The sequence below is a fragment of the Agrobacterium sp. CCNWLW32 genome (assembly GCF_037083425.1).
GTDB classification, from domain to species: domain Bacteria; phylum Pseudomonadota; class Alphaproteobacteria; order Rhizobiales; family Rhizobiaceae; genus Agrobacterium; species Agrobacterium radiobacter.
On record NZ_JBAOJM010000003.1, the window covers coordinates 88331 to 114445 of the forward strand.

At 61.5% G+C, this 26115-nt stretch carries 29 protein-coding genes; 13 read left to right on the forward strand and 16 right to left on the reverse strand.

Features of this window, described 5'->3' with window-relative positions; genetic code table 11:
• Positions 1–45: 45 nt before the first annotated feature.
• The 3 genes from V6R85_RS07710 to V6R85_RS07720 form a co-directional block, all read right to left on the reverse strand.
• Positions 46–540: a tripartite tricarboxylate transporter TctB family protein gene (locus tag V6R85_RS07710; RefSeq protein WP_004429909.1), complete on the reverse strand. Its 495-nt coding sequence runs from the start codon at positions 538–540 to the stop codon at positions 46–48.
• The gene (locus V6R85_RS07715; RefSeq protein ID WP_153463847.1) at positions 537–1445 is read right to left on the reverse strand and encodes a Bug family tripartite tricarboxylate transporter substrate binding protein; all 909 of its coding nucleotides are present in this window, start codon (positions 1443–1445) and stop codon (positions 537–539) included. The genes V6R85_RS07710 and V6R85_RS07715 overlap by 4 nt, the downstream gene beginning before the upstream one ends.
• A 481-nt stretch (positions 1446–1926) precedes the next feature.
• Positions 1927–3024 carry an ABC transporter substrate-binding protein gene (locus V6R85_RS07720; protein ID WP_371412712.1) on the reverse strand — a complete coding sequence of 366 codons (1098 nt, stop codon included), beginning with the start codon at positions 3022–3024 and terminating at the stop codon, positions 1927–1929.
• 50 nt (positions 3025–3074) lie between these two features.
• On the opposite strand from V6R85_RS07720, the gene V6R85_RS07725 reads away from it, so the two are divergent.
• A complete protein-coding gene (locus V6R85_RS07725; protein ID WP_003491888.1) occupies positions 3075–3755 on the forward strand; it encodes a response regulator in 681 nt (226 codons plus the stop codon).
• Positions 3752–5146, forward strand: a complete 1395-nt coding sequence (locus tag V6R85_RS07730) for a sensor histidine kinase N-terminal domain-containing protein (RefSeq protein WP_111834085.1) — start codon at positions 3752–3754, stop codon at positions 5144–5146. The genes V6R85_RS07725 and V6R85_RS07730 overlap by 4 nt, the downstream gene beginning before the upstream one ends.
• A 13-nt stretch (positions 5147–5159) precedes the next feature.
• On the opposite strand, the gene V6R85_RS07735 is transcribed toward V6R85_RS07730, so the two are convergent.
• The 9 genes from V6R85_RS07735 to V6R85_RS07775 form a co-directional block, all read right to left on the reverse strand.
• Positions 5160–5465 (reverse strand): addiction module antidote protein, encoded by a 306-nt coding sequence (locus tag V6R85_RS07735; protein WP_004429917.1) that lies wholly within the window; start codon positions 5463–5465, stop codon positions 5160–5162.
• Between the two features lie 4 nt (positions 5466–5469).
• Positions 5470–5766 (reverse strand): type II toxin-antitoxin system RelE/ParE family toxin, encoded by a 297-nt coding sequence (locus V6R85_RS07740; RefSeq protein WP_020011654.1) that lies wholly within the window; start codon positions 5764–5766, stop codon positions 5470–5472.
• 45 nt (positions 5767–5811) lie between these two features.
• The gene (gene purU, locus V6R85_RS07745) at positions 5812–6696 is read right to left on the reverse strand and encodes a formyltetrahydrofolate deformylase (protein ID WP_087744912.1); all 885 of its coding nucleotides are present in this window, start codon (positions 6694–6696) and stop codon (positions 5812–5814) included.
• A 206-nt stretch (positions 6697–6902) separates the two neighbouring features.
• Positions 6903–7679, reverse strand: coding sequence for a YbaY family lipoprotein (locus V6R85_RS07750; RefSeq protein WP_020809374.1), 777 nt, complete (start codon positions 7677–7679; stop codon positions 6903–6905).
• A 93-nt stretch (positions 7680–7772) separates the two neighbouring features.
• A complete protein-coding gene (locus V6R85_RS07755) occupies positions 7773–8015 on the reverse strand; it encodes a helix-turn-helix domain-containing protein (protein WP_080866411.1) in 243 nt (80 codons plus the stop codon).
• Positions 8016–8024: 9 nt separating this feature from the next.
• Complete coding sequence (locus V6R85_RS07760; protein WP_060723673.1) at positions 8025–8564, reverse strand: DUF2975 domain-containing protein; 540 nt, start codon at positions 8562–8564, stop codon at positions 8025–8027.
• A gap of 152 nt (positions 8565–8716) precedes the next feature.
• Positions 8717–9106, reverse strand: a complete 390-nt coding sequence (locus V6R85_RS07765) for a hypothetical protein (protein WP_233282764.1) — start codon at positions 9104–9106, stop codon at positions 8717–8719.
• Between the two features lie 185 nt (positions 9107–9291).
• Positions 9292–9816, reverse strand: coding sequence for a heme utilization cystosolic carrier protein HutX (gene hutX / locus V6R85_RS07770; protein ID WP_020809370.1), 525 nt, complete (start codon positions 9814–9816; stop codon positions 9292–9294).
• Positions 9817–9825: 9 nt separating this feature from the next.
• Complete coding sequence (locus tag V6R85_RS07775; protein ID WP_004429958.1) at positions 9826–10173, reverse strand: antibiotic biosynthesis monooxygenase family protein; 348 nt, start codon at positions 10171–10173, stop codon at positions 9826–9828.
• A 186-nt stretch (positions 10174–10359) separates the two neighbouring features.
• Between V6R85_RS07775 and V6R85_RS07780 the strand changes: the two genes are divergently transcribed.
• From V6R85_RS07780 to V6R85_RS07790, 3 genes are read left to right on the forward strand one after another with little or no spacing between them, the layout of a single operon-like run.
• On the forward strand, positions 10360–11253 hold the full coding sequence (locus V6R85_RS07780) for a heme/hemin ABC transporter substrate-binding protein (protein ID WP_111834086.1): 894 nt from the start codon (positions 10360–10362) through the stop codon (positions 11251–11253).
• A complete protein-coding gene (locus V6R85_RS07785; RefSeq protein ID WP_060723669.1) occupies positions 11250–12338 on the forward strand; it encodes a FecCD family ABC transporter permease in 1089 nt (362 codons plus the stop codon). The genes V6R85_RS07780 and V6R85_RS07785 overlap by 4 nt, the downstream gene beginning before the upstream one ends.
• The gene (locus tag V6R85_RS07790) at positions 12335–13117 is read left to right on the forward strand and encodes a heme ABC transporter ATP-binding protein (protein WP_111834087.1); all 783 of its coding nucleotides are present in this window, start codon (positions 12335–12337) and stop codon (positions 13115–13117) included. The genes V6R85_RS07785 and V6R85_RS07790 overlap by 4 nt, the downstream gene beginning before the upstream one ends.
• A gap of 8 nt (positions 13118–13125) precedes the next feature.
• Here V6R85_RS07790 and V6R85_RS07795 read toward each other — a convergent pair whose 3' ends face one another.
• Complete coding sequence (locus V6R85_RS07795) at positions 13126–13482, reverse strand: YbaN family protein (RefSeq protein WP_020809365.1); 357 nt, start codon at positions 13480–13482, stop codon at positions 13126–13128.
• Positions 13483–13735: 253 nt separating this feature from the next.
• On the opposite strand from V6R85_RS07795, the gene V6R85_RS07800 reads away from it, so the two are divergent.
• The 5 genes from V6R85_RS07800 (at position 13736) to V6R85_RS07820 (ending at position 17990) form a co-directional block, all read left to right on the forward strand.
• A complete protein-coding gene (locus V6R85_RS07800) occupies positions 13736–14131 on the forward strand; it encodes a VOC family protein (protein WP_004429967.1) in 396 nt (131 codons plus the stop codon).
• Positions 14132–14149: 18 nt separating this feature from the next.
• Positions 14150–14863, forward strand: coding sequence for a uracil-DNA glycosylase (gene ung / locus V6R85_RS07805; RefSeq protein WP_031233587.1), 714 nt, complete (start codon positions 14150–14152; stop codon positions 14861–14863).
• A 71-nt stretch (positions 14864–14934) separates the two neighbouring features.
• A complete protein-coding gene (locus tag V6R85_RS07810) occupies positions 14935–16011 on the forward strand; it encodes a siderophore-interacting protein (protein ID WP_111834088.1) in 1077 nt (358 codons plus the stop codon).
• 163 nt (positions 16012–16174) lie between these two features.
• A complete protein-coding gene (locus V6R85_RS07815; RefSeq protein WP_004429973.1) occupies positions 16175–17119 on the forward strand; it encodes a VOC family protein in 945 nt (314 codons plus the stop codon).
• A 256-nt stretch (positions 17120–17375) separates the two neighbouring features.
• Positions 17376–17990, forward strand: coding sequence for an alpha/beta hydrolase (locus V6R85_RS07820; RefSeq protein ID WP_111834089.1), 615 nt, complete (start codon positions 17376–17378; stop codon positions 17988–17990).
• 168 nt (positions 17991–18158) lie between these two features.
• Here V6R85_RS07820 and V6R85_RS07825 read toward each other — a convergent pair whose 3' ends face one another.
• Entirely contained in the window at positions 18159–18743 is a 585-nt protein-coding gene (locus V6R85_RS07825) for a transglycosylase SLT domain-containing protein (protein ID WP_004429977.1), read from the reverse strand.
• A 661-nt stretch (positions 18744–19404) separates the two neighbouring features.
• On the opposite strand from V6R85_RS07825, the gene V6R85_RS07830 reads away from it, so the two are divergent.
• Positions 19405–19938, forward strand: coding sequence for a transglutaminase-like cysteine peptidase (locus V6R85_RS07830; protein WP_111834090.1), 534 nt, complete (start codon positions 19405–19407; stop codon positions 19936–19938).
• A 92-nt stretch (positions 19939–20030) separates the two neighbouring features.
• On the opposite strand, the gene V6R85_RS07835 is transcribed toward V6R85_RS07830, so the two are convergent.
• Positions 20031–20918, reverse strand: coding sequence for a DMT family transporter (locus V6R85_RS07835; protein WP_162686294.1), 888 nt, complete (start codon positions 20916–20918; stop codon positions 20031–20033).
• A gap of 241 nt (positions 20919–21159) precedes the next feature.
• Here V6R85_RS07835 and V6R85_RS07840 point away from each other — a divergent pair, with 241 nt between their 5' ends.
• Positions 21160–22458, forward strand: a complete 1299-nt coding sequence (locus V6R85_RS07840; protein ID WP_060723663.1) for an adenylosuccinate synthase — start codon at positions 21160–21162, stop codon at positions 22456–22458.
• A 70-nt stretch (positions 22459–22528) separates the two neighbouring features.
• The gene (locus V6R85_RS07845; RefSeq protein WP_162695492.1) at positions 22529–24817 is read left to right on the forward strand and encodes a hypothetical protein; all 2289 of its coding nucleotides are present in this window, start codon (positions 22529–22531) and stop codon (positions 24815–24817) included.
• 347 nt (positions 24818–25164) lie between these two features.
• On the opposite strand, the gene rpoH is transcribed toward V6R85_RS07845, so the two are convergent.
• Positions 25165–26067 carry an RNA polymerase sigma factor RpoH gene (gene rpoH / locus V6R85_RS07850; RefSeq protein WP_003491840.1) on the reverse strand — a complete coding sequence of 301 codons (903 nt, stop codon included), beginning with the start codon at positions 26065–26067 and terminating at the stop codon, positions 25165–25167.
• Positions 26068–26115: the final 48 nt, after the last annotated feature.

The following is a 26115-nucleotide window of genomic DNA, read 5'->3' on the forward strand; positions in this document are numbered from 1 at the left end:
GCGCCTGCGGTTTCCTGTGATCTCGAATTTTGGTCGGAATGGCCGTCAGAAGAACAGCCGTTCCAGAGGCCCGGCGGGCAGTGAAAGCTGCAGCAGCCGCGCGAAAATAAACCAGATGACGAAGCTGAGGGCGATGCCGATGGGGATCGAATACCAGAGCTTGCGTTTGCCGAAGGCGCGCGCCGTGAAGGCAAAAAGCAGGCCGGTGGCAATGGAGAAACCCGCCACCTTCAGCAGCAGCATCTGCGCGGCAAGACCGGCGACAACCCAGATAACAGGGGCAATTTCCTGTCTGTCGCGTTCGGGAAAATCGCCGCGCCATGCTTCGATGGCCGTCCAGAGCGCCAGGCCGATGAGACAGAAGCCGATGGCGTAAGGCACGGTTGCCGGGCCGACCGGCGAATAACCGGTGACGCTGGCGAGACGGGCGCTGTCCCAGAAGATCACGCTTGCGATGAGGACGAGGAAGACGGCGATCGCCAGCGCCGCCCAGTCAGGGCGGCGCTTTTGATGCTCAGAAGGGTTGGAACCCTGGCTCATTTTACCAGTCCGATGTCTTTGAGGATGGCGGCGGTGGCGTCGGTATCCTTGGCGAGCTGCGCCTTGAATTCGTCACCGGCAAGATAGGTGTCCATCCAGCTCTTGGTCTTCAGGGTTTCCTGCCACTTGGCGGATTTCACCAACTTCTCGATGTCCGCATTAACGGCCTTTTCCTGTTCCGGCGTCAGGCCGGGAGGAGCGGCGACCATGCGCCAGTTCTGGACGACGACATCAAGGCCGCTTTCCTTCAAGGTCGGTGCGTCGACACCTTCCAGCTTCTCTTCGCTGGAAACCGCGAGCAGGCGCAGCGTGCCGGCCTTCACCTGGCTTTCGAATTCACCGTAGCTCGAAATGCCGGCCGTTACCTGCGAACCGAGGATCGAGGCAAGCGCTTCGCCGCCGCCGGAGTAAGCGATGTAGTTGATCTTGGTCGGATCGACGCCGGCCGCCTTGGCGATCAGGCCAACGGCGATATGGTCGGTGCCGCCGGCGGAACCGCCGCCCCAGGAAACGCTGCCCGGGTCCTTCTTGAGCTGGTCGACGAGGTCGCCGATGGTCTTCAGCGGCGAGGATGCCGGAACGACGATGGCTTCATATTCGCCGGTCAGACGGGCGATCGGCGTTACTTCCTTAAGCGTGACGGGCGCATTGTTGGTGAGGATGGCGCCGACCATCACGTAACCGCCGACGATGAGGGCGTTCGGGTTGCCCTTCTGCTGGCTGGCGAACTGCGCAAGACCGATGGTGCCGCCGGCGCCCGGTACGTTCTGTACCTGAACGCTCTTGGAAATGCCTTCTTCCTGCAGCACGCTCTGCAGGGAACGCGCGGTCTGGTCCCAGCCGCCGCCGGGATTGGCCGGGGCAATGATGGTGTAATCCGCTGCAGCGGCCGGAAGAGCGATCATGCCCGCCAGAAATGTGCCGATAAGAAAATGTTTCACGTAGAAAACCCTCCTCAGGATGCCCTTTTTGGGCGTCGTTTTTCGTTTATGCGGGGGGCTTTCAGGACGCGTCTGTGCCGGCGCTGAATAGTCAGCGTGGTGCTTGGCAATCGTCCTGGATTTCCTCCCGCATCTTCTTCCGCCTCCACGGAATGAAGAAGGATTGCAGAGCATCACAAAAAGCTGTCATCTAACTGACGCTACGCAAGTCCTTGCTCATTTACTCTCTATTAATTTCCGTCGGACGTCTACTGTGGCGTGTGTGGGCGACTTTGTTTTGCGCTTTTGAAGCTTGCTCCACCCTCATTCCCGTGCCTGTCACGGGAATCCAGCCGATGCGCGCCGGCGCGGCGGAAGGACTCCTTTCAACCCAAGGACTTGGGCTGGCTGGATCCCTGTGACAAGCCCAGGGATGAGGGAGGTGAGCGCACCCGGCATCCTCGAACTACTGTGAGCGAAGCGCCTCGTTCCAGCGCTCGATCAGGCGGCTGCGTTTCACCTGATCCAGATAGACCATCAGGCCGGGGCTGACGGGTACGGGGCGCAATTGTGCGCCGTGGATGGCCTGCATGGTGTTGGCGGTGTTTTCGCCCGCCACCTCAGGGCTGACGGCGGGAATCTGCAATTGCCGGGCCATGATCGTCTGGCCCTCCTTGGACATGAAGAACTCGAGATAACGACGCCCGAGCGCCGGGTTGGCGGCGGCTTCCGGCACCAGCCCGATACGCGACATGACCACGGTATAGTCTTTCGGCAGCACGATGCCGACATCGGGGTGGCGCGAGGCCCAGTCGGCCGCATAAGAGCCAAGAATGTTGTATCCCAGCACGAAGCGGCCGTCGGAGACCCGCTCCAGAATGGCGGAGGAGGTGGAGTAGACCTTCACGCCCGCCGCGCCCATGGCCTTGATGACGTTCCATATATCGCCGAACTGCTCCTGATCGCGTGACATGAACAGGAAGCCGACACCGGAGCGTTCGATGTCGTAAGTTGCGATGCGGCCATGCACTTGCCTGGCGTGGCGTTCGAGATAATCGACAAATTCGGCGCGGGTGGCGGGCGGCTTTTCCGTGGTGAAGCTCGGCTTGTGATAGACGAAAACAGCCGGCTCGAAGGTCAGCGCATAGGCGGTGTTGCGCCAGTTCGCCCAGGCGGGCCAGCGGGCGCTCATGGCAAGATCGGAGCGCTGCGCATAACCGTCATTGCTCAGCTTCACCTGCAGATCCATGGCGGAGGAAAAGGCGAAATCGGCGGTCTTCTTGCCCGCATCGGTTTCTTTCACGATGCGGTCGTAGATTTCGCCGGTTAGCATATCCTCGTAGTGGACGGCGATATCGGGATTGGCCTTCTGGAAACCCTCGATCATCGGCGTCGCCAGCGGCTCATCCAGCGAGGAATAGACCACCAGCGTTTCCGCACCCGCCTTGCCTGATGGGGCGGGAAAAATGGCGACCTGCGCAAGCGCGGGCGAGGCCATGCAAAGACAGAGGCAGAGAAAAAGGCAGATACGCATGGAAAAGATCATGCCGCACGCGCTTGCCATTCACAAGCGGCAAGGGCTTGGTTAAATTCGGCGGATTGCGGGAGGAAGATTTGCGTATTTTGCTGGTCGAGGACAATCAGGTGCTGTCGGAAGGGCTTTCCGCACTTCTGCGCGGCAGCGGTTATGCGGTGGACGTGGTTTCCGATGGCGCTTCCGCCGATGCGGCGATTGCAGCGGAAAGTTTCGACCTCGTCATTCTCGATCTCAACCTGCCGGAAATGGATGGCATCGAGGTGCTGCGCTCCATGCGCTCGCGTCAGGACAAGGCGGCGGTGCTGATACTGACGGCGCGCGGCACGCCGGAAGAAAAGGTCAAGGGGCTCGATCTCGGCGCCGACGACTACATGATCAAGCCGTTCGACATCACGGAATTCGAGGCCCGTGTGCGGGTGCTGCTGCGCCGCAATGCCGGCTTGCGTTCCTCCGCCCTCAGTTTCGGCAAGGTGCTTTTCGATCTCAATTCCCGCACCTTTTCCGCAGATGGGCGCCCGCTCGATATTCCGGCGCGCGAGGTGGCGCTGCTTGAGGTGCTGTTCATGCGGGCCGGCAAGGTTGTCGCCAAGGAGGCGATCGTGCAGTCGCTGACCGGCTTCGACGACGATATTTCCGCCAATGCCATCGAGCAATATGTCAGCCGCCTGCGCAAGCGGCTCGCGCCCCACGGGCTGACGGTCAAGACGGCGCGCGGTATCGGTTATTATCTCGAAAAGCTGCCGGAGATGGCTGAATGATACAGGCCGCCTATTCGCTCAGGCGGCGACTTCTAGGCTGGCTTCTCATCTCCACCGCCATTATCGGCTGCGTTGCGCTCACCGATACCTGGCGGGAGGCGGTCAACACCGCCAATGTCGTCTCCGACCGGGTGCTCTCAGGTTCGGCGCTGGCCATTGCCGAACGCGTGGTGGTTGCCGAGGACGGGTCACTGGAAGTGGATATTCCCTATGTCGCGCTGGAGATGTTGACATCGGCGGCGCAGGACCGGGTATTCTACCGCGTCGATGGGCCGAACGGGCAATTCCTCACGGGTTACCAGAACCTGCCGACGGTTGCGAACCCGGCGGGTGATACGCCCGCCTATCGCGATACCGTGTTCCGCGATGAACCGATCCGCATCGCCGCTATCAGGCGTTTCGCTTCCACCGGCATCAATTCCGTGCCCTTTTCCGTCACCGTTGCCGAAACCACGATTGCCCGCAGCCAGCTGGCGCAGGCGATCATCCTGCGGTCCGCGCTTCGCCTGCTTCTGATGATCGTGGGGGCTGCGATCATCGTCTGGATCGCGGTGACGATTTCGCTCCGGCCGCTTTACCGGCTCAGCGAAGCCATTGCCGAGCGCAGCCCGAACGACCTGCACCCCATCCGCCAATCCGTGCCGGTGGAGGTGGAAAATCTGGTTGAGACGGTCAATTCCTTCATGGTGCGGCTGCAATCGGCGCTCGATGCGCTCCGGCATTTCACCGGCAATGCCAGCCATCAGCTGCGCACGCCGCTCGCCATCATCAGCACCCAGCTGGCCCTTTCCGCCCGCGCCGCAAGCCTTGAAGAGGCGCAGGCGGCGGCGCTGAAGGGCGGCGCTTCGGTGGCCCATGCCGAACATATCCTCGCCCAGCTGCTGCGCATGGCCAATATCGATGCCGCCGGTTCGAGCGAAAAACATGATTTTTCCGCGATAGACCTGGTGGCCGTCGCGCAGAACGTAACCGCCGATTTCGTGCCGCGCGCGGCCGACGCCGGCATCGATCTCGGTTTCGAAGGTGAAGGCGAAGCGACAATTCCCGCCGAGCCGCTCCTAATCGGCGAACTGATCGGCAATCTCGTTTCCAATGCCATCAATTATGCCGGGCGCGGGGCGGAAGTCACCGTGCGCGTCGGCAGGCAAGCGGGCGCTGTCTGGCTGGAAGTGGAAGATAACGGCCCCGGCATACCCCCGGAAAAACGCGCCATGGTGCGCCAGCGCTTCGCCCGCGGCGAAGCCAACGCCGCCCCCGGCGCCGGCCTCGGCCTTGCGATCATCGAGGAGATCGCCGGGCTTTTTGGCGGGCGACTGATGCTGGAGGACGGCGCGGGCGGGCGCGGTTTGAGGGCGCGGGTGGTGTTTGGTGGCGTGGAAAAGGCGCCGTAGCCCGCCGGGTTTATCAGGCGGCCGTGTCTGCAGGCGGTTTCGCCACCAGCGAGAGCCTGTAGCCCAGCGCGTCGGCGACCTTGGCAATCGTCGCCAGTTCCGGATTTCCCTCGCCGCTCAGCGCCTTGTACAAGGTCTGGCGGGGAAGGCCGGTTTGTCTCGAAAGGTCAGTCATACCCTTGGCCCGCGCCACGACGCCCAGCGCATGGGCGAGCTCCTGTGCATCGCCGCTCTCTGTGGCGTCGGCGATGTAAGCGGCAAGCGATTCGTCACTATCAAGGTAGCGGGCAGCATCGTAATCGCGTGTCACAAGTGGCATGGTCTCACTCCTTGAGCGCTCTGGCCAGTTTCTTGGCTCTGGCGATGTCGCGGGGTTGCGATGCCTTGTCGCCGCCACACAGCAATATGATGACGACATCGCCGTGCCGGACAAAATAGACCCGATATCCGGGTCCAAGGTCGATCCTGAGTTCGCTGACGCCTTCGCCAACCGGTTTCACGTCTCCGGGATTGCCGTCCGCCAGCCGGTAAATGCGGCGTGCGATGCGGGCGCGCGCCTGCACATCGCGCAGACCCGCCAGCCAGTCGGCAAACTCGCTTGTTTCCCGGATCGTGAGCATGGTGCAATGTAAACTGTGGTTGTCATTTCGTCAATGACGAAGGTTTCACCCCATCCGCTCGGAAGCATAGCTGCCGGGGCTCGGCGGGAAGACGACCGTGCGGTTGCCGTTGATGAAGGTGCGGTGGTGGATATGGGCGTGGATGGCGCGAGCCAGCACCTGGCTTTCCACGTCGCGGCCAAGCGAGACATAGTCGTCGGCCGATTGTGCATGGGTGATGCGCACCGTGTCCTGCTCGATGATCGGGCCTTCGTCGAGATCGGCGGTGACGTAATGCGCCGTTGCGCCGATAAGCTTCACGCCGCGCTCATAGGCCTGCTTGTAGGGGTTTGCGCCCTTGAAGCTCGGCAGGAAGGAGTGGTGGATGTTGATGATCTTGCCCGACATCTTGCGGCAGAGGTCATCGGACAGAACCTGCATGTAACGGGCCAGCACCACGAGTTCCGTGCCGCTCGTTTCGACCAGGTCCATCAGCTGCGCTTCGGCCTTCGGCTTGTTCTCCTTCGTCACCTTGATGTGGTGGAAGGGAATGTCGTGGTTGACCACCACTTTCTGGTAATCGAAATGGTTGGAGACGACGCCGACGATATCGATCGGCAGCGCGCCGATCTTCCAGCGATAGAGGAGGTCATTGAGGCAATGGCCGAAACGCGACACCATCAGCATTGCCTTCATGCGCTGGCCGTCCGGATAGATATCCGCTTCCATGCCGAATTTTTTCGCCACCGGCTGAAAGCCTTCGGTGATGGCTTCAAGGGAAGCGCCTTCTTCCGAAATGAAGGAGACGCGCATGAAGAACTTGCCGGTCTCGAGGTCGTCGAACTGCGAACTGTCGACGATGTTGCAGCCCTTTTCCGCCAGATAACCGGAAATCGCGGCGACGATGCCACGGGTCGATTTGCAGGCTACGGTCAGAACATAGGATGTCATTCGTTTTCCCTCAAAGACTTCACGCCGGCATCGGCCGGCACAGTTCGGCGCGTTCCATAGCGCAGCTTGGCGGCGGAGCAAAGCGCCAAGGCGACGTAGCCAAAGTCATAGGGCGGGAAACGGGCGCGCGCCGTGCCGGAAGCGACATGGAATGTTCCATGGCCAGCACGGCGGCGCCGGCATTCTGAGGGGGAGGGCTGCGCCGGTTAGGCGCGGCGCAGACGCATGGCCGGGCGGCCGCGGCCGTCGATCAGTTCCAGCGTGCCGCGACGCGGTTCCAGCCGGAAGGAGCGCGCGCCTTCCAGAGCTTCGATGAACTGCCGCTCCTGGCGCATGATGTCGGGCGCGCAGGCCATCTGGGTGGAGATCATCCGGCCGAAATCGACGCGGTTGCGGCTGATCTTCACCTCGCCGCCGATGCCGTTACAGCCGGCATTGCCGGAAACGCGGCCCTCGCGGGTAATTTCCAGTGTCGCCTGGCGGCGGCCGCGAATCCGTTCGCCGCGGATCTCCTGCACCAGCCAGCGTCCATCGATGCCGGCTTCCGGCTCCGGTCTGCCCGGACCCGCGCCGACACGCTCCAGCACGAGATCGGTATCGTCGCGACCGCCGGTCAGGACGGAGTAACGGCGGGTGGTGGTGAAGAGCAGACGGTCGCGGTCGCGGATTTCGGCGCTCAGCGCATAGGAACGGCGGCCACGAATGTCGCGGTCGTCATAACGCAGTACAAAAGGCACCGGCACCTGGCCACGCGGGCGGATGGTGGTTTCGGCAATCGTCTGCGACGGCGCATCCGCCAGCGAAACATCGATCAGGCGCACGGTGACGGTCGCGCCCGGCGGCAGGGCGATGCGCTCGCGATAGGAGACGCTGCCACGCAGGCTTGCCGGCGCGGCGACCGCACCACTTGCCGCAAAAAGCGGCGCAAGCGCGACAAGCCCGGCGAAACTGCGGCGCGAAAGAAGAGGTCGGTGGTCGGTCATGGTGCTTGCTCCGTGCTGGTTCCGTTCGAATTTCAACGGATGATAGAAAACGGCACTGAACGGGCGATGAACCGACGGGACTGCCCGTCGCTTTCAGGTTTCGTCCGTCACCTCCTCGGTGACGACAGAGGGGCCGTGCCTGTATTCGAGAAGGTCTCCGGGCTGGCAGTCCAGCGCCTCGCAGATCTTTTCGAGGGTTTCGAAGCGCACGCCTTTCGCCCTGCCGGATTTCAGGATTGAAAGATTCTGTTCGGTAATGCCGATACGGGCCGCGAGCTCCTTTGATCGCATCTTCCGTTTTGCAAGCATGACATCCAGATTGACGATGATCGGCACGGTCGTTTCCTAGATGAATTCGCGGTTTTCGTCGGCGATGCGCGTCGCTTCCCCCAGCACCCAGCCAACGACAATCATCAACCCGCCGGCAAAGCCCACAAGCATCTGCGTGCTCTCAAAAGAAAAGGAGATGCTCGGAACGGGATTGCCCACCGTCAGCAGAAAGGAAGCAGAGCCGGTCATGACGATCTGTGCCGGCAGCAATGCGGCAAGCGCGACACCGACCTGGATCAGCCTTTTGCCTGACGTCTGCGTAAAGACCTCGCCCCTTTCGAAAAGCCGGAAAAGAAGGACGGCAAACCAGAGCCCGCTAAGCACGGCCAGAAGCGGCAGAAGCCCGACGACAAAACCGGTGACACGCACGGTGTCGGTGAGCAGGTAAGGTGTGGCAGGCGGCAGGATCTGCCCTTCAATCACCGTCCGCAGGGTTTCCGTATCGGCCCATATGGCGACATAAGCGGCGATGAGGGTGCCTGCAAAAACGAAGGAAAGCCATATCAGGATACGGCTGACACGGGCGATGCGGCGGCTGATGGATGGGTCTGTCATCAGGTGATCCGGTGGTTTTTTGTCCTTTAATTCCTGTAAGACGATAAATTTATAACGTCAATCGAGACCGCAGGCCATCTTGCTGGGCTGATGATGCCGCTCATGCCTGCCGGCGGGCGCGCTTTGCATCCCACCGGCACACGAAAAAGGGGTCAGGGGGCTTCCATGTCGATATTGGCGATCTGGCCGCGCGTGTTGAGAATGAGCGACCAGCGCATCTGGCCCTTTTCGAAGGTGACCTTGAATCTGTGAAGATCACCCGCCTCGGTCGCCTGTCTTCCGAGATATTGCATGGCCGTCACCTTGCCACGGCGTCTGATTTCATCCGAAACCGCGCCCGCATTGGCCCGGACATCGGCGACGATGTCATCTTCGAAGCGCGAGAGGTTGAGGTTGCCGCTGCGTGCTTCCTCGAGAACGGTTCTGAGTGTGCGTTCCGCGGAGGCCGGGTCCTGACCACCCGCTGCCTGCGCGGGGAGTGAGACAAGGCAGGCCTGCAGCACCACGCTCACCACGGCGGCGGTGAATAATTTCTTCATCATCGAGATTCCTTTTTTCAAATGACGGCTGGATCGGCCGACGGCGGCCAATCTCAATCAGGAACATCGATTTTTCAACATTTTTTATTGTAAAACGATAATTATTTATTTTGAGGCAGTGTCCTTCCGTCGGTGGATAATCGATCTCGGAAGAGGCTGCTACTTTGCCGTGGCAGCCCTGCGCCTGCTCAGCCGCGGAAACCGTTCCGCAGCGCTTCGAACTTCGCGAGTTGCCCGGCCAGCAGTTCCTTGTTCTCGTCGCGGCGGACGAAAATCTTGAACATGGCGCCGCCGGCGGCGTTCATGAACCAGACGGAACAGGAGCGACGACCGTGGAAGCCGCGATCGACGAAGGTGATGCCGGCGCAATTGTCCTTCTTGATGTGACCACCGATGGGGCTGTCGCCGTGGATGTTGAACCAGCCATGGCTTTCGCTGCCTTCCGGCAGGTGGCCGGGCACTTCCAGCACGATGTCGCCGGTCTGCACGATCATCAGGACTTCGCCCCATCCGCGCATCTCGTTCCAGATGGCGTCGAACTGGTCGGCGGCGGCGGAAACGGCCGCACCTTCGGGCAGGATCGCCAGGATTTCGGCAGGCGTCACCTCGGCCTTGGCGGCAATGGCCTCCACGATGCCATCGGGCTTTTCGGCAAGGGCTGATGCGGCGCGGGCCTGCCTGTCGTCATCGGTCTTCTGGGCTGCAATGCTCATCGGACGGCCTCAGGCGGCAATCGAACGGCGCTCGCCATTCTTGTCTTCATGGATGATGACGTCGAAGCCTTCGAAATGCGGGCCGGAAAGATATTCCACCTTGCCGCGGTTTTCGCCGGCCTTGGCGTGGGCGGCGCGGAACTGTTCGGATTTCGTCCAGGCAAGGAAGTCGTCCTTGGTGGCCCAGACGGTGTGCGAGGCGTAAAGCGTATGGTCGTCCGCCTTCGGGCCTTTCAGCATGTGAAATTCGATATAGCCCGGCAATTCGCTCAGGTGCGATTTGCGCTCGCGCCAGATGGATTCGAAGGTGTCTTCATAACCCGGCACGACACGAAAGCGGTTCATTGCGATAAACATGAAAGTCTCCCTTTAAGTTTCCTGTTTCAGTCAGGATATCCGGCCCGGATGGGGTTGGGAAGGGGTTCACGACAAAGCGAACAAATTTACTCCACTTATCGATTGCGCGGTGTATAAACATGTGTAAAGAACTCAAGATTAGTGGCGCGGGCAAACCGGCGCCGGGTCGTGTTTCAGGATAACGCCATGTTGAATTCCCGCCTTCGTTCCTTCGTTCTCGCCGCCCTCGTGCCCGCCGCAATCACCTTTGCCGCGCCGGCTGCCATGGCTTCGGACAAGGGTAATCCGGAGGCGAAACGCATCGTCGCAGTGGGCGGCACGGTGACGGAAATCCTTTATGCGCTGGGTGCAGGAGATCGTATCGTGGCGCGCGATAGCACCAGCAGCTATCCGGCCGATGCGCTCGCCAAGCCTGACATCGGTTACATGCGAGCGCTGTCGTCGGAAGGCATCCTGTCGCAGAAGCCGGATCTCATTCTTTCGGAAGACGGCTCCGGCCCGGCCGATGTCATCGCCATCCTGAAGGCAAGTGCGGTGCCTTTCGTCACCGTCGATACGCCGCCGAGCGGCGACGCCATTCCCAAGAAGATCGAGGATGTCGGCGCGGCCGTGGGTCTCTCGGACAAGGCGAAGGCGCTGGCTGCCGAGACCAGGGCTGGGCTCGATGCACTCGCCAAGGATGTCTCCGCCATCCCGGAAAAGGGCAGGAAGCGTGTTCTCTTCGTGCTCTCCACCGCCGGCGGCCGCATCATGGCGGCGGGCAAGGATACCGAAGCGGCGGCGATCATCGAAATGGCGGGCGGCATCAATGCGGCTCAGGAGATCACGGGTTACAAGCCGCTGACGGATGAGGCGGTCATTGCTGCGGCACCCGACGTGGTGCTGACCATGGCGCGCGGCGACCACGCCGCCAAGGCGGATGAGACTTTCGCGCTTCCCGCTTTCCAGTCCACGCCTGCTGCCGCAAGCAAGACGCTCATCAGCATGGATGGGCTTTATCTCATCGGTTTCGGCCCGCGCACGCCTGCCGCCGGTCGCGAGTTGGCAAACAAGCTCTACCCTGACGTGGTGAAGCCGTGAGCCTTGCGATCTTGAGTTCCACCGAGGGCGGCGTTGCCGGCGACAGATCCCGCCAGGGGGTTGTCGCCCTTGCCGTGCTCGTCGGCATCCTGCTGTTTGCCTGTGGCGTGTCGCTTGTCAGCGGACCCACGGGCGTCGGCATTTCAGAGCTCATTGCCTATCTTACCGGCGGCGCGGATCAGCTCGATGCGCGCGACAGGATCATTCTCGAGGCCGTGCGCCTGCCGCGCACCGCGCTCGGCATGTTGATCGGCGCCGGGCTTGCCGTTTCAGGGGCGATGATGCAGGGCCTGTTCCGCAATCCATTGGCCGATCCCGGCATTGTCGGCGTCACCTCGGGTGCGGCGCTGTTTGCGGTCGCGGCGATTTCCCTTGGGGAAGGCGCGCTTGCCACGGTGGCGGTGTTTTTCGGCCCGCATTTCCTGCCCATCATGGCATTCTTCGGCGGGCTGCTGAACACCTGGGTGCTTTACCTGATCGCCACCAAGGACGGCGCGACCTCCACCACCACGCTCATTCTGGCCGGCATTGCGGTGGCGGCAATCAGCGGCGCGCTGACCGGGTTGATGATTTTCGTGGCGGATGACCGGGCGCTGCGCGACATCACCTTCTGGTCGCTCGGTTCGCTCGGCGGTGCAACGCCCGCCAAGGTGCTCGCGACCCTGCCTTTCATCATCGTCGTTCTCGCCATCATTCCCTTCGTTGCCCGCGGGCTCGATGCGCTGATCCTCGGGGATGCGGCTGCCTTTCACATGGGCATTCCGGTGCAGCGGCTAAAACGGATCGTCATTCTGGCCGTTGCCGCCGCCTGCGGGGCGAGTGTGGCGGCGGCCGGTTCCATCGGCTTCGTCGGCATCGTCGTGCCGCATCTGCTTCGCCTTGCCATTGGCCCGTCGCACCGCTTTTTGCTGCCGGCGTCGGCACTTGGCGGGGCGGCGCTTCTGCTGCTGGCCGACAGTTTCGCCCGCACGGTGGCCGCACCTGCGGAACTGCCGATCGGCGTCGTCACGGCGCTCATCGGCGCGCCGGTCTTCCTGTTCCTGCTCTTGGGACGCGGCGGCTTTTCCATGCGGAACATGTCATGATCCGGGCCGAAAACCTCACCCTCATCCGCTCCGGCCGCCGGCTGCTCGACACGGTCAGCGTCGATCTGAAGCCCGGCAAGGTCAATGTCATCATCGGCCCCAACGGTGCCGGCAAATCCACGCTGATGAAGGTTCTCTCGGGCGAGATGCGCGCCGAGAGCGGCTCGGTGGCCTATAATGACATCGACCTGCCGGCCTTCACACCGGTCCAGCTTGCGCGTCTCAGGGCCGTGCTGCCGCAGAGCACCCAGCTTGCGTTTCCTTTCACGGCGCTCGAAATCGTGCGCATGGGGGCTGTCGCACAGGGGTCGCGCGCGCCGGAAGAGCAGGCCCGCCGGGCGCTTGCCAAGGCCGGGCTGCGCGGTTTCGAGCAGCGGTCCTACAACATGCTCTCAGGCGGCGAGCAGCAGCGGGTGCAGTTTGCCCGGGCGCTGGCGCAGGTGCCTTTTCCGGTGGAAAATGGTGAGGCGCGGGCGCTCTTCCTCGACGAGCCGACGGCCAGCCTCGATATCGGCCACCAGATCGCCGTGCTGGAAACGGCGCGCGACTTTGCAAGCGGCGGTGGGTTGGTGCTCGCCATCCTCCACGATCTCAATCTTGCGGCGGAATTTGCCGATCAACTTATCGTCATGCATGGCGGCCGGGTGACGGCGAGCGGTCCTTCGCTGGAAACGATCAACGACGAGACCATCGCCAGGGTTTATGGCATTGGCGGCGTCGTCGGCCGGTTGCCCGCGCGGCGTATTCCCTACGTGCTGCCGCAGTCGCGGCATCGTTAGGAGCGCTCTTAGCTTTCCGGGCGCGTGGCGATGAAGAGCGCAGAGCCCAGCATGACGGCGGCGACGATGGCTGCCCGTAGCGGCGGCGGCTCGCTCAGGAACCAGAAAGCGGCGTAGCTGACGGACATGGCCGAAAGCGCCGCGATCTTGGCGTTGCGGGCGATTGCGCCGCGTTCGCGCCATCGCTGCAGGGAAGGGCCGAATCTGGGGTGGGCCAGCAGCCACGCCTCGAGTTTTGGTGAAGAGCGCGAAAAACACCAGAGCGCCAGAAGCAGGAACGGCGTGGTGGGCAAAACGGGAAGAAACGCGCCGACAATGCCGGTCGCGACCATTAGCCAGCCAAGACAGAGGTATAAAAGGCGCATGCCTAGCCGGTATCATGAGTTCAGCACTCAGGATAGAGCGGCGGGCCCAAAACCATGCGGTCCCGTTGCCGCAGGTTCCGGCCGCACCTGAAAAACCAAGGGTTTTTTGCCATCACATTTGCCGTGATCGGGCCGCTACGTCCTGTCGCAGAGTGCCTTTAGGGTTGAAAGCGCGACGCTCAGTCTTTATCCCCTTGGGCCGCGATGCCCGGAGCATAACCGGGCCGTCAACAGGAAGAAGAAGGAAAACACCATGGCCAAGCTGATCCACTCGATGGTCCGGGTGCTGGACGAAAAGCGTTCGGTGGAATTTTACAAACAGGCTTTCGGCCTTGAAATTGCGGAACGCGCCGAGTTCGAGAATTTCACGCTGATCTATCTCAGCAATGCCGAGGGCGATTTCGAGCTGGAACTGACCGTCAACCGTGGCCGCGAAGTGCCCTATGCGCTGGGCGACGGTTATGGCCACCTTGCCGTCAGCGTTGCCGATGTGGACGCCGAACACCAGCGCTTCATCGAGGTCGGCCTTTCTCCCGGCAAGATCATCGAGGCCGATTATAAGGGCCAGCCTTTCGCAAAATACTTTTTCATCTGCGATCCCGATGGTTACAAGATCGAAGTGCTGCAGCGCGGCAACCGGTTCAAATAAGCTCTGATGGAGGCAGGCATGGCAGAGGCAGGCGTCAAACTCGAAGACAGCTGGAAGCGCGTTCTTTCCGGCGAATTCGCCAGCCCCTACATGCTCAAGCTGAAAGAGTTCCTGCTTGCCGAAAAGACCGCCGGCAAGCGCATCTTCCCGAAGGGCGCGGAATATTTCCGCGCTCTCGATCTCACGCCTCTCGATGAGGTGAAGGTCGTCATTTTAGGCCAGGATCCCTATCACGGGCTTGGCCAGGCGCATGGGCTGTGCTTTTCCGTCCAGCCAGGCGTGCGCATTCCGCCTTCGCTCGTCAATATCTACAAGGAATTGCAGGCCGATCTCGGCATTCGCCCGGTGGGTCACGGCTTTCTGGAAAGCTGGGCGAAACAGGGCGTGCTTCTGCTCAATAGCGTGCTGACAGTGGAAGAGTCCCGCGCCGCCTCGCATCAGGGGCAGGGCTGGGAAAAATTCACCGACGCCGTCATCCGCGCTGTCAACGACGAATGCGACCATGTCGTCTTCCTGCTCTGGGGCTCCTATGCCCAGAAGAAGGCGGCCTTCGTGGACCAGCGCAAGCACCTCGTGCTGCGCTCGCCGCATCCGTCCCCGCTTTCGGCCCATAACGGCTTTTTCGGCAATGGCCATTTTTCCAAGGCAAACGCCTTTCTCGTCTCCCATGGCCGCCAGCCGATCGACTGGCAATTGCCTGAAACGGCGGGCAGTGACAAAAACCTTCTCTAGATACTCATAAAATGTCTTTACGCTTTGCGGTTGTCGGGATTAAAGATAACCGGACTACAAAGTGAAGGATTATGCCCGTGTCTCTCCTGTCTGCCGAAACCTCTGTCTCGCTGTCCGATCCGCTGTCGATCGTCGATGCTTTTGAGGATCATTTTTCCGAGCATATGGAGATGGAACGCGACGGTGCGACAGTGCGGTTCAAGACCGAATATGGCCATGGCAGCTTCAGCGCCGAAGGCGGCCATTTCGCTGCAAGGGTCAGCTGCATTTCCGAACATATATTGATGTCGGTAAAGGCCATGGTGGCCGAGCATATCGTCGAATTCTCCGGCGAGACGGGGCTGGATTTCCGCTGGAGCGGCCATGGCGCGCAGCAGCGTGAACTGCCCAATCTTTTCGTCGGCAAGGTCGCCCGCGCCTATAATCTGACACCGCATATGCGCCGGCTGGTGGTATCGGTCGAAAGCGGCATCGAAAGGCTGCTGACCGGCGGCATGCATGTGCGCCTGCTTCTGGTGCCGGATCAGGCCCGCGCACCGGTCTGGCCTTATCTTGCGCCCACCGGGGCGATCGTCTGGCCGGCGGGCGATGATCTTCTCACACGGCGCGTCTACACCATCCGTTCTGGCGATATCGCGCGTGGTGAAGTCGATATCGACTTCGTCATGCATGAGGGCGACCACATGCCGGGCGCGACCTTCGGTGCGACGGCGAAGCCCGGCGATGTTCTCGGCATCATCGGCCCGAGCGGTGTTTGCCCGGAAGCCGGGCGTTATGTCTTCGCCGGTGACGAGACGGCGCTGCCGGTGATGCTGCGCATGGCAGCCGAAATGCCGGCTGGGAAAAAGCTCAACGTCTATGCTGAAGTCGATGACGAAGCCGAGCGGCAGGAGATCGTCTGCGCGGCGAATGTCGAGTGGACATGGCTTTATCGCCGCGGCAAGCCCGCCGGCACCGCCGGCCTCATTGAAAAGGCGTTGCGCGACCATGCCTGGAGCGCGGATCATGAAGGCCTGCACGTCTTTGTCGCCTGCGAAAAATCCGAGGCGAGGGCGGCAAAATCCTTCCTCACCGACGAGATTTCTTTCCCGAAAGCGTCGCTGCGCGCCGTCGGCTACTGGACCCTGGGCGTCGCTGACGATCATTGAACTGCCCCATCGGGCTCGTTGAACAGTCGGTTTTATCGTTCACCATTCGGGAACAATCCGTTCCCGTTGTCCACTCTATGCCTGAGAGCGCTGTTACCCCATCTTTACGCCATGAACAGGGCAGGCCCAACCATGAGGCTCGCCAGGCAAAAAGGGGTTTATCATGCTCAACCAGATCAAGGGCCTGCACCACGTCACGTCGATGGCGGCGAGCGCGCGTCAGAACAACAGTTTTTTCACCGATACGCTCGGCCTGCGCCGGGTGAAGAAGACGGTCAATTTCGACGCGCCTGACGTCTATCACCTGTATTATGGTGATGAAGTCGGCACGCCCGGCTCCGTCATGACCTATTTCCCGTTCCCGCATATCGCTCGTGGCCGTCCCGGCACCGGCGAAGTGGGCACGACGCTGTTTTCCGTTCCCGAGGGATCGCTCGGCTACTGGCAGGACCGTCTTTCCAAGGCCGGCGTGGATGGCCTGAAGGCCGATGAAGCCTTTGGCAACAAGCGCCTGCATTTCGCAGGTCCCGATGGAGACGGTTTTGCGCTGGTTGAAGTCAGGGACGACAATCGTGCGCAGTGGATCGGCAACGGCGTCGGCGCGGATCAGGCGATCCACGGCTTTCAGGGTGCCTCGTTGCGACTTCGCGATGAAGGTGCGACGGCCGAGCTCTTGAAATTCATGGGCTATCAGGAAGTGGATCGCCAGGACGGCGTTCTGCGCCTCGGTATGCCCGGCGGTAACGGTGCTGACTTTATCGACATCGAAACCATGCCGAATATCTCTGGCGCGCGGTTGGGTGCAGGGTCCGTGCACCACATCGCCTTTGCGGTCGAAAACCGCGAAAAGCAGCTGGAGGTGCGCAAAGCGCTGATGGATACCGGCTATCAGGTGACGCCTGTCATCGACCGCGATTATTTCTGGGCGATCTATTTCCGCACCCCGGGCGGCGTGCTGTTCGAGGTGGCCACCAACGAGCCCGGTTTCGACCGCGACGAGGACACCGCCCATCTCGGCGAGGCGCTGAAGCTGCCGACCCAGCATGCGCATCTGCGCTCCGTGCTGGAAGAGCATCTGGAGCCGCTGGGCGACGAGAAGGCGGTTTAACCGCTCGATAGCGTTTGGCAGGACATTGCCACGTATTTCTTCTCCCCGTTTGGGGAGAAGGTGGCCCGAAGGGTCGGATGAGGGGGCAACGTCAGCTATAGATCGCACCCGTGCCCCCTTCATCCCGCTGCCGCGACCTTCTCCCCGGCGGGGAGAAGAAACAAGCCGCATCCGTTTGCTCCATCTGATCGCCCCGCCTGGCCGAAGAGGCCGCGCGGAAGCCGTTGAATCTCCTCCTTTCAGAAAGGATTCTCCCATGACCAAGGACAGCTATTTCCACAAATCCCGCGCCGGCGTTGCGGGTGCTCCGCTTTTCGTCTTGCTGCACGGCACCGGCGGTGATGAAAACCAGTTCTTCGATTTCGGCTCGCGTCTGTTGCCTGAGGCCACCATTCTCTCGCCGGTCGGCGATGTTTCCGAACACGGCGCGGCGCGGTTTTTCCGGCGTACGGGCGAGGGCGTCTACGACATGGCCGACCTTCAGCGCGCAACCGAAAAGCTCGCCGATTTCGTCAAGGCGAACCGGGAGCATTATCAGGCCGGTCCGGTCATCGGCCTCGGTTTTTCCAATGGCGCGAATATTCTTGCTAATGTGCTGATCGAACAGCCCGAGCTTTTCGATGCTGCGGTGCTGATGCATCCGCTCATCCCGTTCGAGCCGAAGACCTCCCCCGCCAAAGCCACGCGCCGGGTGCTGATCACCGCCGGTGAGCGCGATCCGATCTGCCCCGTACCGCTGACCAAGGCGCTGGAACAGAACCTCAAGGCGCAGGGCGGCACGGTGGAAACCGTGTGGCACCCGGGTGGGCATGAAATCCGCTCCGGCGAGATCGATGCGGTCAGGGGTTTTCTGGCGGCTTATGGGGCGTAAAGTGCGCCGCTACTATCGGCTTTCTCCCTCAGGTGGGGAACTCAGGCGCATGTCAGTTCCTGACAAAGCGTCACACAAACTCGACGTCATCCTCGGGCTTGATCCGAGGACGACGGAGGAGAGGTTTGGGCACTAGCAACCGCAGACTAGGCTATTCCCGCCCCAGCCTCAGCGATATCCACATTGCTGCAGCTGCGCCTCGTAACGCATCGCCATGTTGGCGGAGCGGCGGGCGGCCTTCTGGACCGCGGAATTGTTGCGCCAGCTGCCCTTCGCATAACCGCCATGGCCGGAATAATAAGCGAGGTAGAGATTGTAGGGGTCGTTCAGCGAAATGCCGTTTTCGCGCCGGCTCTTGGCGTGATACCAGCCGACGAAGTGGATGGCGTCGGTGAAATCGGTGCGGCTCGCCGACCAGCGGCCTGTTTCACGCTGGTAAACACTCCATGTGCCATCAAGCGCCTGCGCATAACCATAGGCCGTCGACTGGCGTTTCCACGGAATGAAGCCCAGAAGCTTGGTGCGGGGCGGCCGTGCATAGGGGCGGAAGGCGGATTCGGTGTAGATCGTCGCCATCATGACAGGCACGGGCACGCCGAACTCGCGCTCGGCCGCTTTTGCATCGCGCCGCCAATTGTTGAAGATGCCGTTCCGCTGCTCGAAAATCGCACAGGCATTGGTCACCTGCGACGGTGCGGTGGCGCAGCCGGCGAGAACGAGCATCAGGAAAACAACGGCAGATACGCCACGCATAACGGAACCCTTTCGTTCCGCTATTCTTAAATTGCTAACCATTAACGTCGGGTTTTAAGACAAGGTTAATTCAAATGCCGCCGATCAAGGGCCTGTTAACCCGCTGAAAATTCCTGTGTCCGGGATGGGGCGAAACCGCCTCCCGAGCGCCTTTTTCAAGATGCGTTTATCCCCGCGCATCCCCGGTCCCGCCGGCCCGGCTATACTCGGCCCATCCCGGTCATCAGGCGTGCGCGCGGCGCAGGATGGGCGGGGCAGGCGGCCGAAACCGGGGAGTTTCCCGATGTCACGGTTGAGGCGGCCGGCATATGCCCATCCTCCAAACAGGAACCGGTTTGGCGGGCGGGTCATATGTGAAGCCGGGGCCGCATCGTCTGCAAACCCTGCACTACCCTTTGATACCCCCGCAGCGATGCGGCCCCTTTATCGCTTCCCGACGTTGCCCCGGAATTCGCGGCAACGATACCGGCGCATATTCGAAAAAAGCGTTCTCTGTACAAAAATGAAAACCGATAAAATTGTAGCAATCGGCTTAAAGCGGCTGAAAACAGTCGTGTGCCATTGTGGGATCACAGACGGGGAGCGGCCTTTGAAAGAGACGCTTCCACGAAACAGAAATCGAGACCGGCACAAGCCGGCGGATCGCAAAACGGGGTATGAAATGCTGAAGAAGATTATTGCTGCCGCCATCTGCGGAATTGCCGTTGCTTCCATGTCCACCCATGCCGATGCGGCCGGTGCTGCCGGTTTTGCCCGTGGTTTTGCCGCCGTCGAGAAGTCCGCCGTGACACAGATCGGCATTTCCGCGCAGGGCGGTTTTGATGGCTGCGTTCTTTCCGCCGGCCAATGCGTTTCCACCATCGCCGCGCCGCTGACGGGCGAGCGTCGCGAGGAACTGCTGCGCGTCAACCGCGATGTGAACGCCACAATGGGTGCGCTCGATGATTATTTTTCCGGTTTTGCAGCCGATGTTCCGGCAACGCCGTCGTTAAGCCTTGGCGATTGCGGTGATTGCGCCGCGATCAAGCGTGCTGCGCTCGCCGGCGCCGGCTGGTCTTCGAGCGCCCTGCGCCTTGCCTTTTCGCTGAACAATGACGGATCGCTCGAAAAAGTGCTGATCGTTACCACCGACAAGGGCGATATCGTCCTCGGCAACGCCGTCCTTTCTCCGGCTGAGCGCGAAACCGCGCTCTGACCTTTGGTTTGAGCATCGGAAACAGTTTTCGATCCGATGCTCCATTCTTTCATGCCTGCCAGACTACGCCGGTTTTCCTGACCCGTATGGGTTCAGGAAGCCGGCGATTTTTTTCGTTCCGCCACGGCAATGCCGGCCAGCGCCATGATGAGCGCCATGATCTGATAGGTGTGCAGGGTTTCACTGAGCACGAAGACGGACAGCAGCGTGCCGAAGACGGGCACGAGGTTGATGAAGAGGCCGGCGCGGTTGGCGCCGATCTGTTCCACACCCTTGATGTAGAGGATCTGCGCGATGAGGGACGCAAAAATGGCGGCATAGACCACCAGCACCCATCCCTTTTGATCCGGCCAGATGACGCTGTCGCGCGACATTTCCCAGAAAACCAGCGGGACGGAGGTGAGAAGGGCAAAAAAGGCGGGGATGGCCATCAGCGTGCGCCAGTCAACCGTGGGTTTCCAGCGCAGAATGACGGTGTAGATGGCATAGACCAGAACCGCGAGCAGCATGACGGCGTCGCCGACATTCATTTCCAGCTGCAGCAGCGAGACCGGATCGCCATGCGACGCGAGCAGCGCCACGCCTGAAATGGTGAGGCAGAAACCGGCGATCTGGCCGAACAGCACGCGGGTGCGGAACAGGATGAAGTTCAGCACGAAGATAACCATGGGAATACCGGCCTGGATGACGGCGGCGTTGATGGCCGAGGTGTGCTGCAGGGCCGTGTAGAGAAACACGTTGAAGGCTGTGTAACCGACGCTGCCGAGCACGAGGAAATAGGGCAGGCGCTTTTTCACCACCGGCCAGTCCTTGATGAGCTGCGGCACGGAAATGGCGAAGATGATGGCGACGGCAAAGACCCAGCGCAGGAAGGTGAAGGCCATGGGGCTGATGTGGCCGACGGCGAGCTTGCCGGCAACGGTGTTGCCGCCCCAGCAGAGCGTGGCGATGATGAGGGCGATATAGGCTTTGGAGGGCACGCTGATGTTTCGCTTCTTCACGGGGCGGGAAAACGGCTAAGGGGTGAATGGCGGTCTTGCGCCCGCGCTTGGCCCCCACGGGGCGAGATAATGCGGGAAATCCGCGCCTTGTCACGGAAAAAGCAAAATTCTCCATAAGAAACAGGGTCGCTTTCCGTAAAACAACACAGTATACATTCGCGGGTTTGGGTTTCCCATCGGGTTATCGGGCGCGCAAGCGCCATGAGCAGGAAAGCAAGAAATGACGAATGTTGTGGTGGTCGGCTCGCAATGGGGCGACGAAGGCAAAGGCAAGATTGTCGACTGGCTGTCCGAGCGGGCAGATGTCGTCGTGCGGTATCAGGGCGGTCATAATGCCGGCCATACACTTGTCATCGACGGTGTCAGCTACAAGCTTTCGCTTCTGCCGTCCGGCGTCGTGCGTCCCGGCAAGCTTGCCGTCATCGGCAATGGCGTCGTGGTCGATCCGCATGCGCTGATCGCCGAAATCGGCCGTCTGGAAGCGCAGGGCGTGAAGGTGACACCGGAAAACCTGCGTATCGCTGACAATGCCACGCTCATTCTTTCGCTGCACCGCGAACTGGACGGCATGCGCGAAGACGCCGCCTCCAACAGCGGCACCAAGATCGGCACCACCCGCCGCGGCATCGGCCCGGCCTATGAAGACAAGGTTGGCCGTCGCGCCATCCGCGTCATGGATCTCGCCGACATGGAGGCGCTTTCCGCCAAGGTCGATCGTATCCTGACGCATCACAATGCGCTTCGTCGTGGTTTCGGCGCCGCTGAAGTGTCGCATGAAACCATCATGGAAGAGTTGAGCTCGATTGCCGATCGCATCCTGCCGTTCAGCGAAACCGTGTGGCTGCTGCTCGACAAGAAGCGCCGCGCCGGTGCGCGCATCCTGTTTGAAGGTGCGCAGGGCTCGCTGCTCGATATCGACCATGGCACATACCCTTATGTGACCTCTTCCAACACGGTTGCCGGCCAGGCCGCTGCCGGTTCGGGCATGGGGCCGGGTTCGCTGGGTTACATTCTCGGCATCACCAAGGCTTACACCACCCGTGTTGGCGAAGGCCCGTTCCCGACCGAACTGAATGACGAGATCGGCCAGTTCCTGGGCGAAAAGGGTCATGAATTCGGCACCGTCACCGGCCGCAAGCGCCGCTGCGGCTGGTTCGACGCCGCACTGGTGCGCCAGTCGGTCGCCACCAATGGTATTACCGGCATCGCACTCACCAAGCTTGACGTGCTTGACGGTCTCGATGAGCTGAAAATCTGCGTCGGCTACAAGCTGGACGGGCAGGAAATCGATCATCTTCCGGCCAGCCAGGGCGCGCAGGCGCGCGTCGAGCCGATCTACGTCACGCTGGAAGGCTGGAAGGAATCTACCGTCGGTGCCCGAAAATGGGCGGATTTGCCTGCTCAGGCAATCAAATATGTCCGTCAGGTCGAGGAATTGATCGGGGCACCTGTCGCGCTTCTGTCGACAAGTCCGGAGCGTGACGACACCATACTTGTGACTGATCCGTTTGAGGATTAATGTCCTCGGCGATCTAGATTCATAAACCATATCGGGCCGGTACGTCGCCGGTCACGACGAGAAAGTGCTTATGGCGGATTTTGTAGCAGTCATTCGCAAGGCCGTGGATGGCTTGGCGAACAATACTCCCGAAAACCGGGCGAAGGTTTACGACAAGGCGCGCAGTGCGGTTGTGCGCCAACTCGAGAATATGAAGCCACGTCCGCCGGAAGAATTGTTGCGCCGGCAGATCGCCAAGCTGGACGCCGCCATCGCCGAGGTGGACAGCGAATATGCCGAGGCGCTTCCCGCGCTTGAGGATGATGACGCTATCTCCCCGGCAGCCGAAGAGACGGCGGCATCCTACTACCAGCAGGATGCTGCCGACGCAGACGAGGCCCGCGCTGCCGAACCTGTGGAACAGGCTGAGCAGGAAGAGGAACGGCACGAGCCGGTCTATGAAGAGCCCGCGCCTGCACAGCCGGAGCCGGTTTACGAAGAACCGGCTGAAGAGGAAGAGCCCCGGCACGTCGAAGCCGTTGCCGATGAGGAGCAGCGTCACGGCGAACACGAGCCGGAAGAGCTTTATGATGCGCCGGAAACGGTTCATGCCGCTCCGGCCCCGGTACACGTTTCCGACGAGGCCGTTGGCACCTATTTCACGCGGGCGGATGAAGAGCCGGCTCAACAGCCGGAGCCTGAAACGGCGCCCGGCCCCGCCGATGATTCCGTTCCTTCCCATTGGGCACAGCCGGTGGATGAGGATGACTGGCGCAAGCTCGATGAAGCGCGGGATGACGATCTGCGTCCGGCCGCCGAGGAATATGAAGAGGTTCGCAACGAGACCGACGAACGTCCGCTCGTTGCCGGTTACGCTGCGCAGCATTATCAGGAACCGGAAGTAAGCTTCGAGCCGGCCCCTTACGAAGACGATGAGCGTCGCGAGGCGGACGACCATTTGGGCCCTGCCGCCGTGGAGCACGCGCCCGCCTTTGGTGGCCGGCACGATTTTGACGAACATCGCCAGACGGAAGAGCAGGCTCCGAAAAAGGCAGCCGTGGTCGAGGATTTCTCGTCCTATTTCCAGGATGCGGATATTGCCATTCCCGCCAAGGACGCGCCGGCGCTGCCGCGCGCGGATAACGATCCCTTCGGTGATCAGGCCGCGGCAAAGGACAATAAGGAACGCACACCCTGGGACGATCTGGACGAGCTGATCGGTTATGACGGCGCGTCGCCGTCCACCCGTCAGGCTTCGGACGAAACGAATGGCGTGGGCGCTGCCGCCGCGACGCCCGCCTATATGGTCAAGAAGAAGCCGCGTCGCAACTATGCGTCGCTGGTGCTTGCCCTTGTCGGCGTGGCGCTGCTTGCCGGCGGCGGTTATGCCGTGTGGATGAACCGCGATGCGCTGAACGATATGGTCGGCGGGCTGGTCAGTTCCGCACAGAACGGCGGCAACACTCAGACCTCTTCGAACGGCACGGGTGAGGCGCAGACGCCGACACCGCCGGCGACCCAGCAGCCGCCCGCCACCGGGCAGCAGCCGACAACCCCGACCAACCATCAGACCCCGACCCATGGCGATGACGGCTCCGTCACCGGCACCAAGTTTACCCAGCGGCTTCTGGCCGATGGCACCGAGCGTGACGAGGGACCTGCCGCCGGTGCGAACGGCCAGCCGGTGACGGCCGAAGGCCAGTCGGTCTATGAGCAGAATGTCGCGCCGCCGCCCGCGGGCGAGGCTCCGGCCAATAATGCCGGCGTACCCGCCGGAACCCCAGCGGGTACGCCGCCGGCACAGCAGCCTGCCGCTGCCGCCACCGGTGACCGCATGTTCCTTTATGAGGAAGTGCTGGGCCAGACGGTGCCGACCGCCATTCAGGGCAGCGTTTCCTGGTCGCTGCAGCAGGAAAGTGACGGCGAAGGCAAACCTTCGCCCACCGTGCAGGGCCAGATCACGGTTCCTGGCCGTGGCCTCAGCGCGCTCATCACCTTCAAGCGCAATACCGATCCGTCGCTGCCGGCGAGCCATCTGATCGAGATCGTCTTCTCGGTTTCGCCCGGCTTCGAAGGTGGGGCCATCGACAGTGTCCAGCGCATTGCGATGAAGAGCACCGAGCAGGATCGCGGCAACGCGCTGATCGCGGTTCCGGCCAAGATCACCGACGATTTCCACATGATCGCGCTCAACGACTTCCCGGATGCGATGAAGACCAATCTGGAGCTGCTGAAGAGCCGCAACTGGATCGACATTCCGGTGTCGTACCGCAATGGCCGGCGTGCGCTGCTGACCCTGCAAAAGGGCAATGACGGCATCGCCGCCTTCGACAAGGCGCTCAGCGAATGGGCGGCGGCAGCGCCGGCGACCGGACAGTGATGATTTAAGGGCGGCTCAGGCCGCCCTTAACATTTCAACATATCCAAGCACTGGCTTATTGCCCGGCGAGATTCCCTCTTCCGTCATACCGGCCTTGAGCCGGTATCCAGCCAGCCCTAGCCCTTGGGCTGAAAGGACTCTTCTCGCCGCGTAGACGCGCGTCGGCTGGATTCCGGCTCAAGGCCGGTATGACGGTCGATGGGTTGTCATGGTGAGGACTCAACGGTTGGCAACGGGCGTTGCCGGACATTTATCCCCGTTTGGCTTTCACACATAAAAAATCCTCGGCCGAGGGCCGAGGATGATGTCGTTCGTGGATGGCGTGCTCTCCTTAAGAGAGTGCCGCCTTAAGCATCCACCACGCGTAAAGCACGCGCGGCTTCCAGCGCTTCCTTCTGCACCGCTTCCTGCACCTTCTCGAAGGCGCGAACCTCGATCTGGCGCACGCGTTCGCGGCTGATGTCGAACTCGGAGGAGAGTTCTTCCAGCGTCACCGGGTCTTCGGCAAGCCGGCGGGCCTCGAAGATGCGGCGTTCGCGGTCGTTCAGCACGCCCATGGCCTTGGCCAGCATGCGGCGGCGGGTTTCCAGTTCGTCCTGCTCGATCAGCACGGCTTCCTGGCTTTCATGGTCATCCACCAGCCAATCCTGCCATTGGCCGGATTCGCCCTCGGACGCCTTGATCGGCGCATTCAGCGACGCGTCGCCGTGCAGGCGGCGGTTCATCGAGATGACTTCTTCCTCGGAAACCTGCAGCTTGGTGGCGATTTCCTTGACGTGCTCCGGCTTCAGATCGCCGTCGTCGATCGCCTGGATGCGGCCTTTCAGCCGGCGCAGGTTGAAGAACAGGCGTTTCTGATTGGCCGTCGTGCCCATCTTCACCAGCGACCACGAGCGCAGGATATATTCCTGGATCGAAGCCTTGATCCACCACATGGCATAGGTGGCCAGACGGAAACCACGTTCCGGATCGAACTTCTTGACCGCCTGCATCAGACCGACATTGCCTTCGGAGACGACTTCGCCGATCGGCAGGCCGTAACCGCGGTAACCCATGGCGATCTTGGCGACGAGACGCAGATGGCTGGTGACGAGCTTATGGGCGGCGTCGCGGTCGCCATGCTCGGCGTAACGCTTGCCAAGCATGTACTCTTCCTGCGGCTCCAGCATCGGGAATTTGCGGATTTCGTCGAGATATCTATTGAGACCGGCTTCGCCGGCCGTAATCGTAGGCAAACTATTGCGGGCCATAAAGCACCCCCTTATCTATGGTCTGGAACGGCACCCTCATGGATTGGC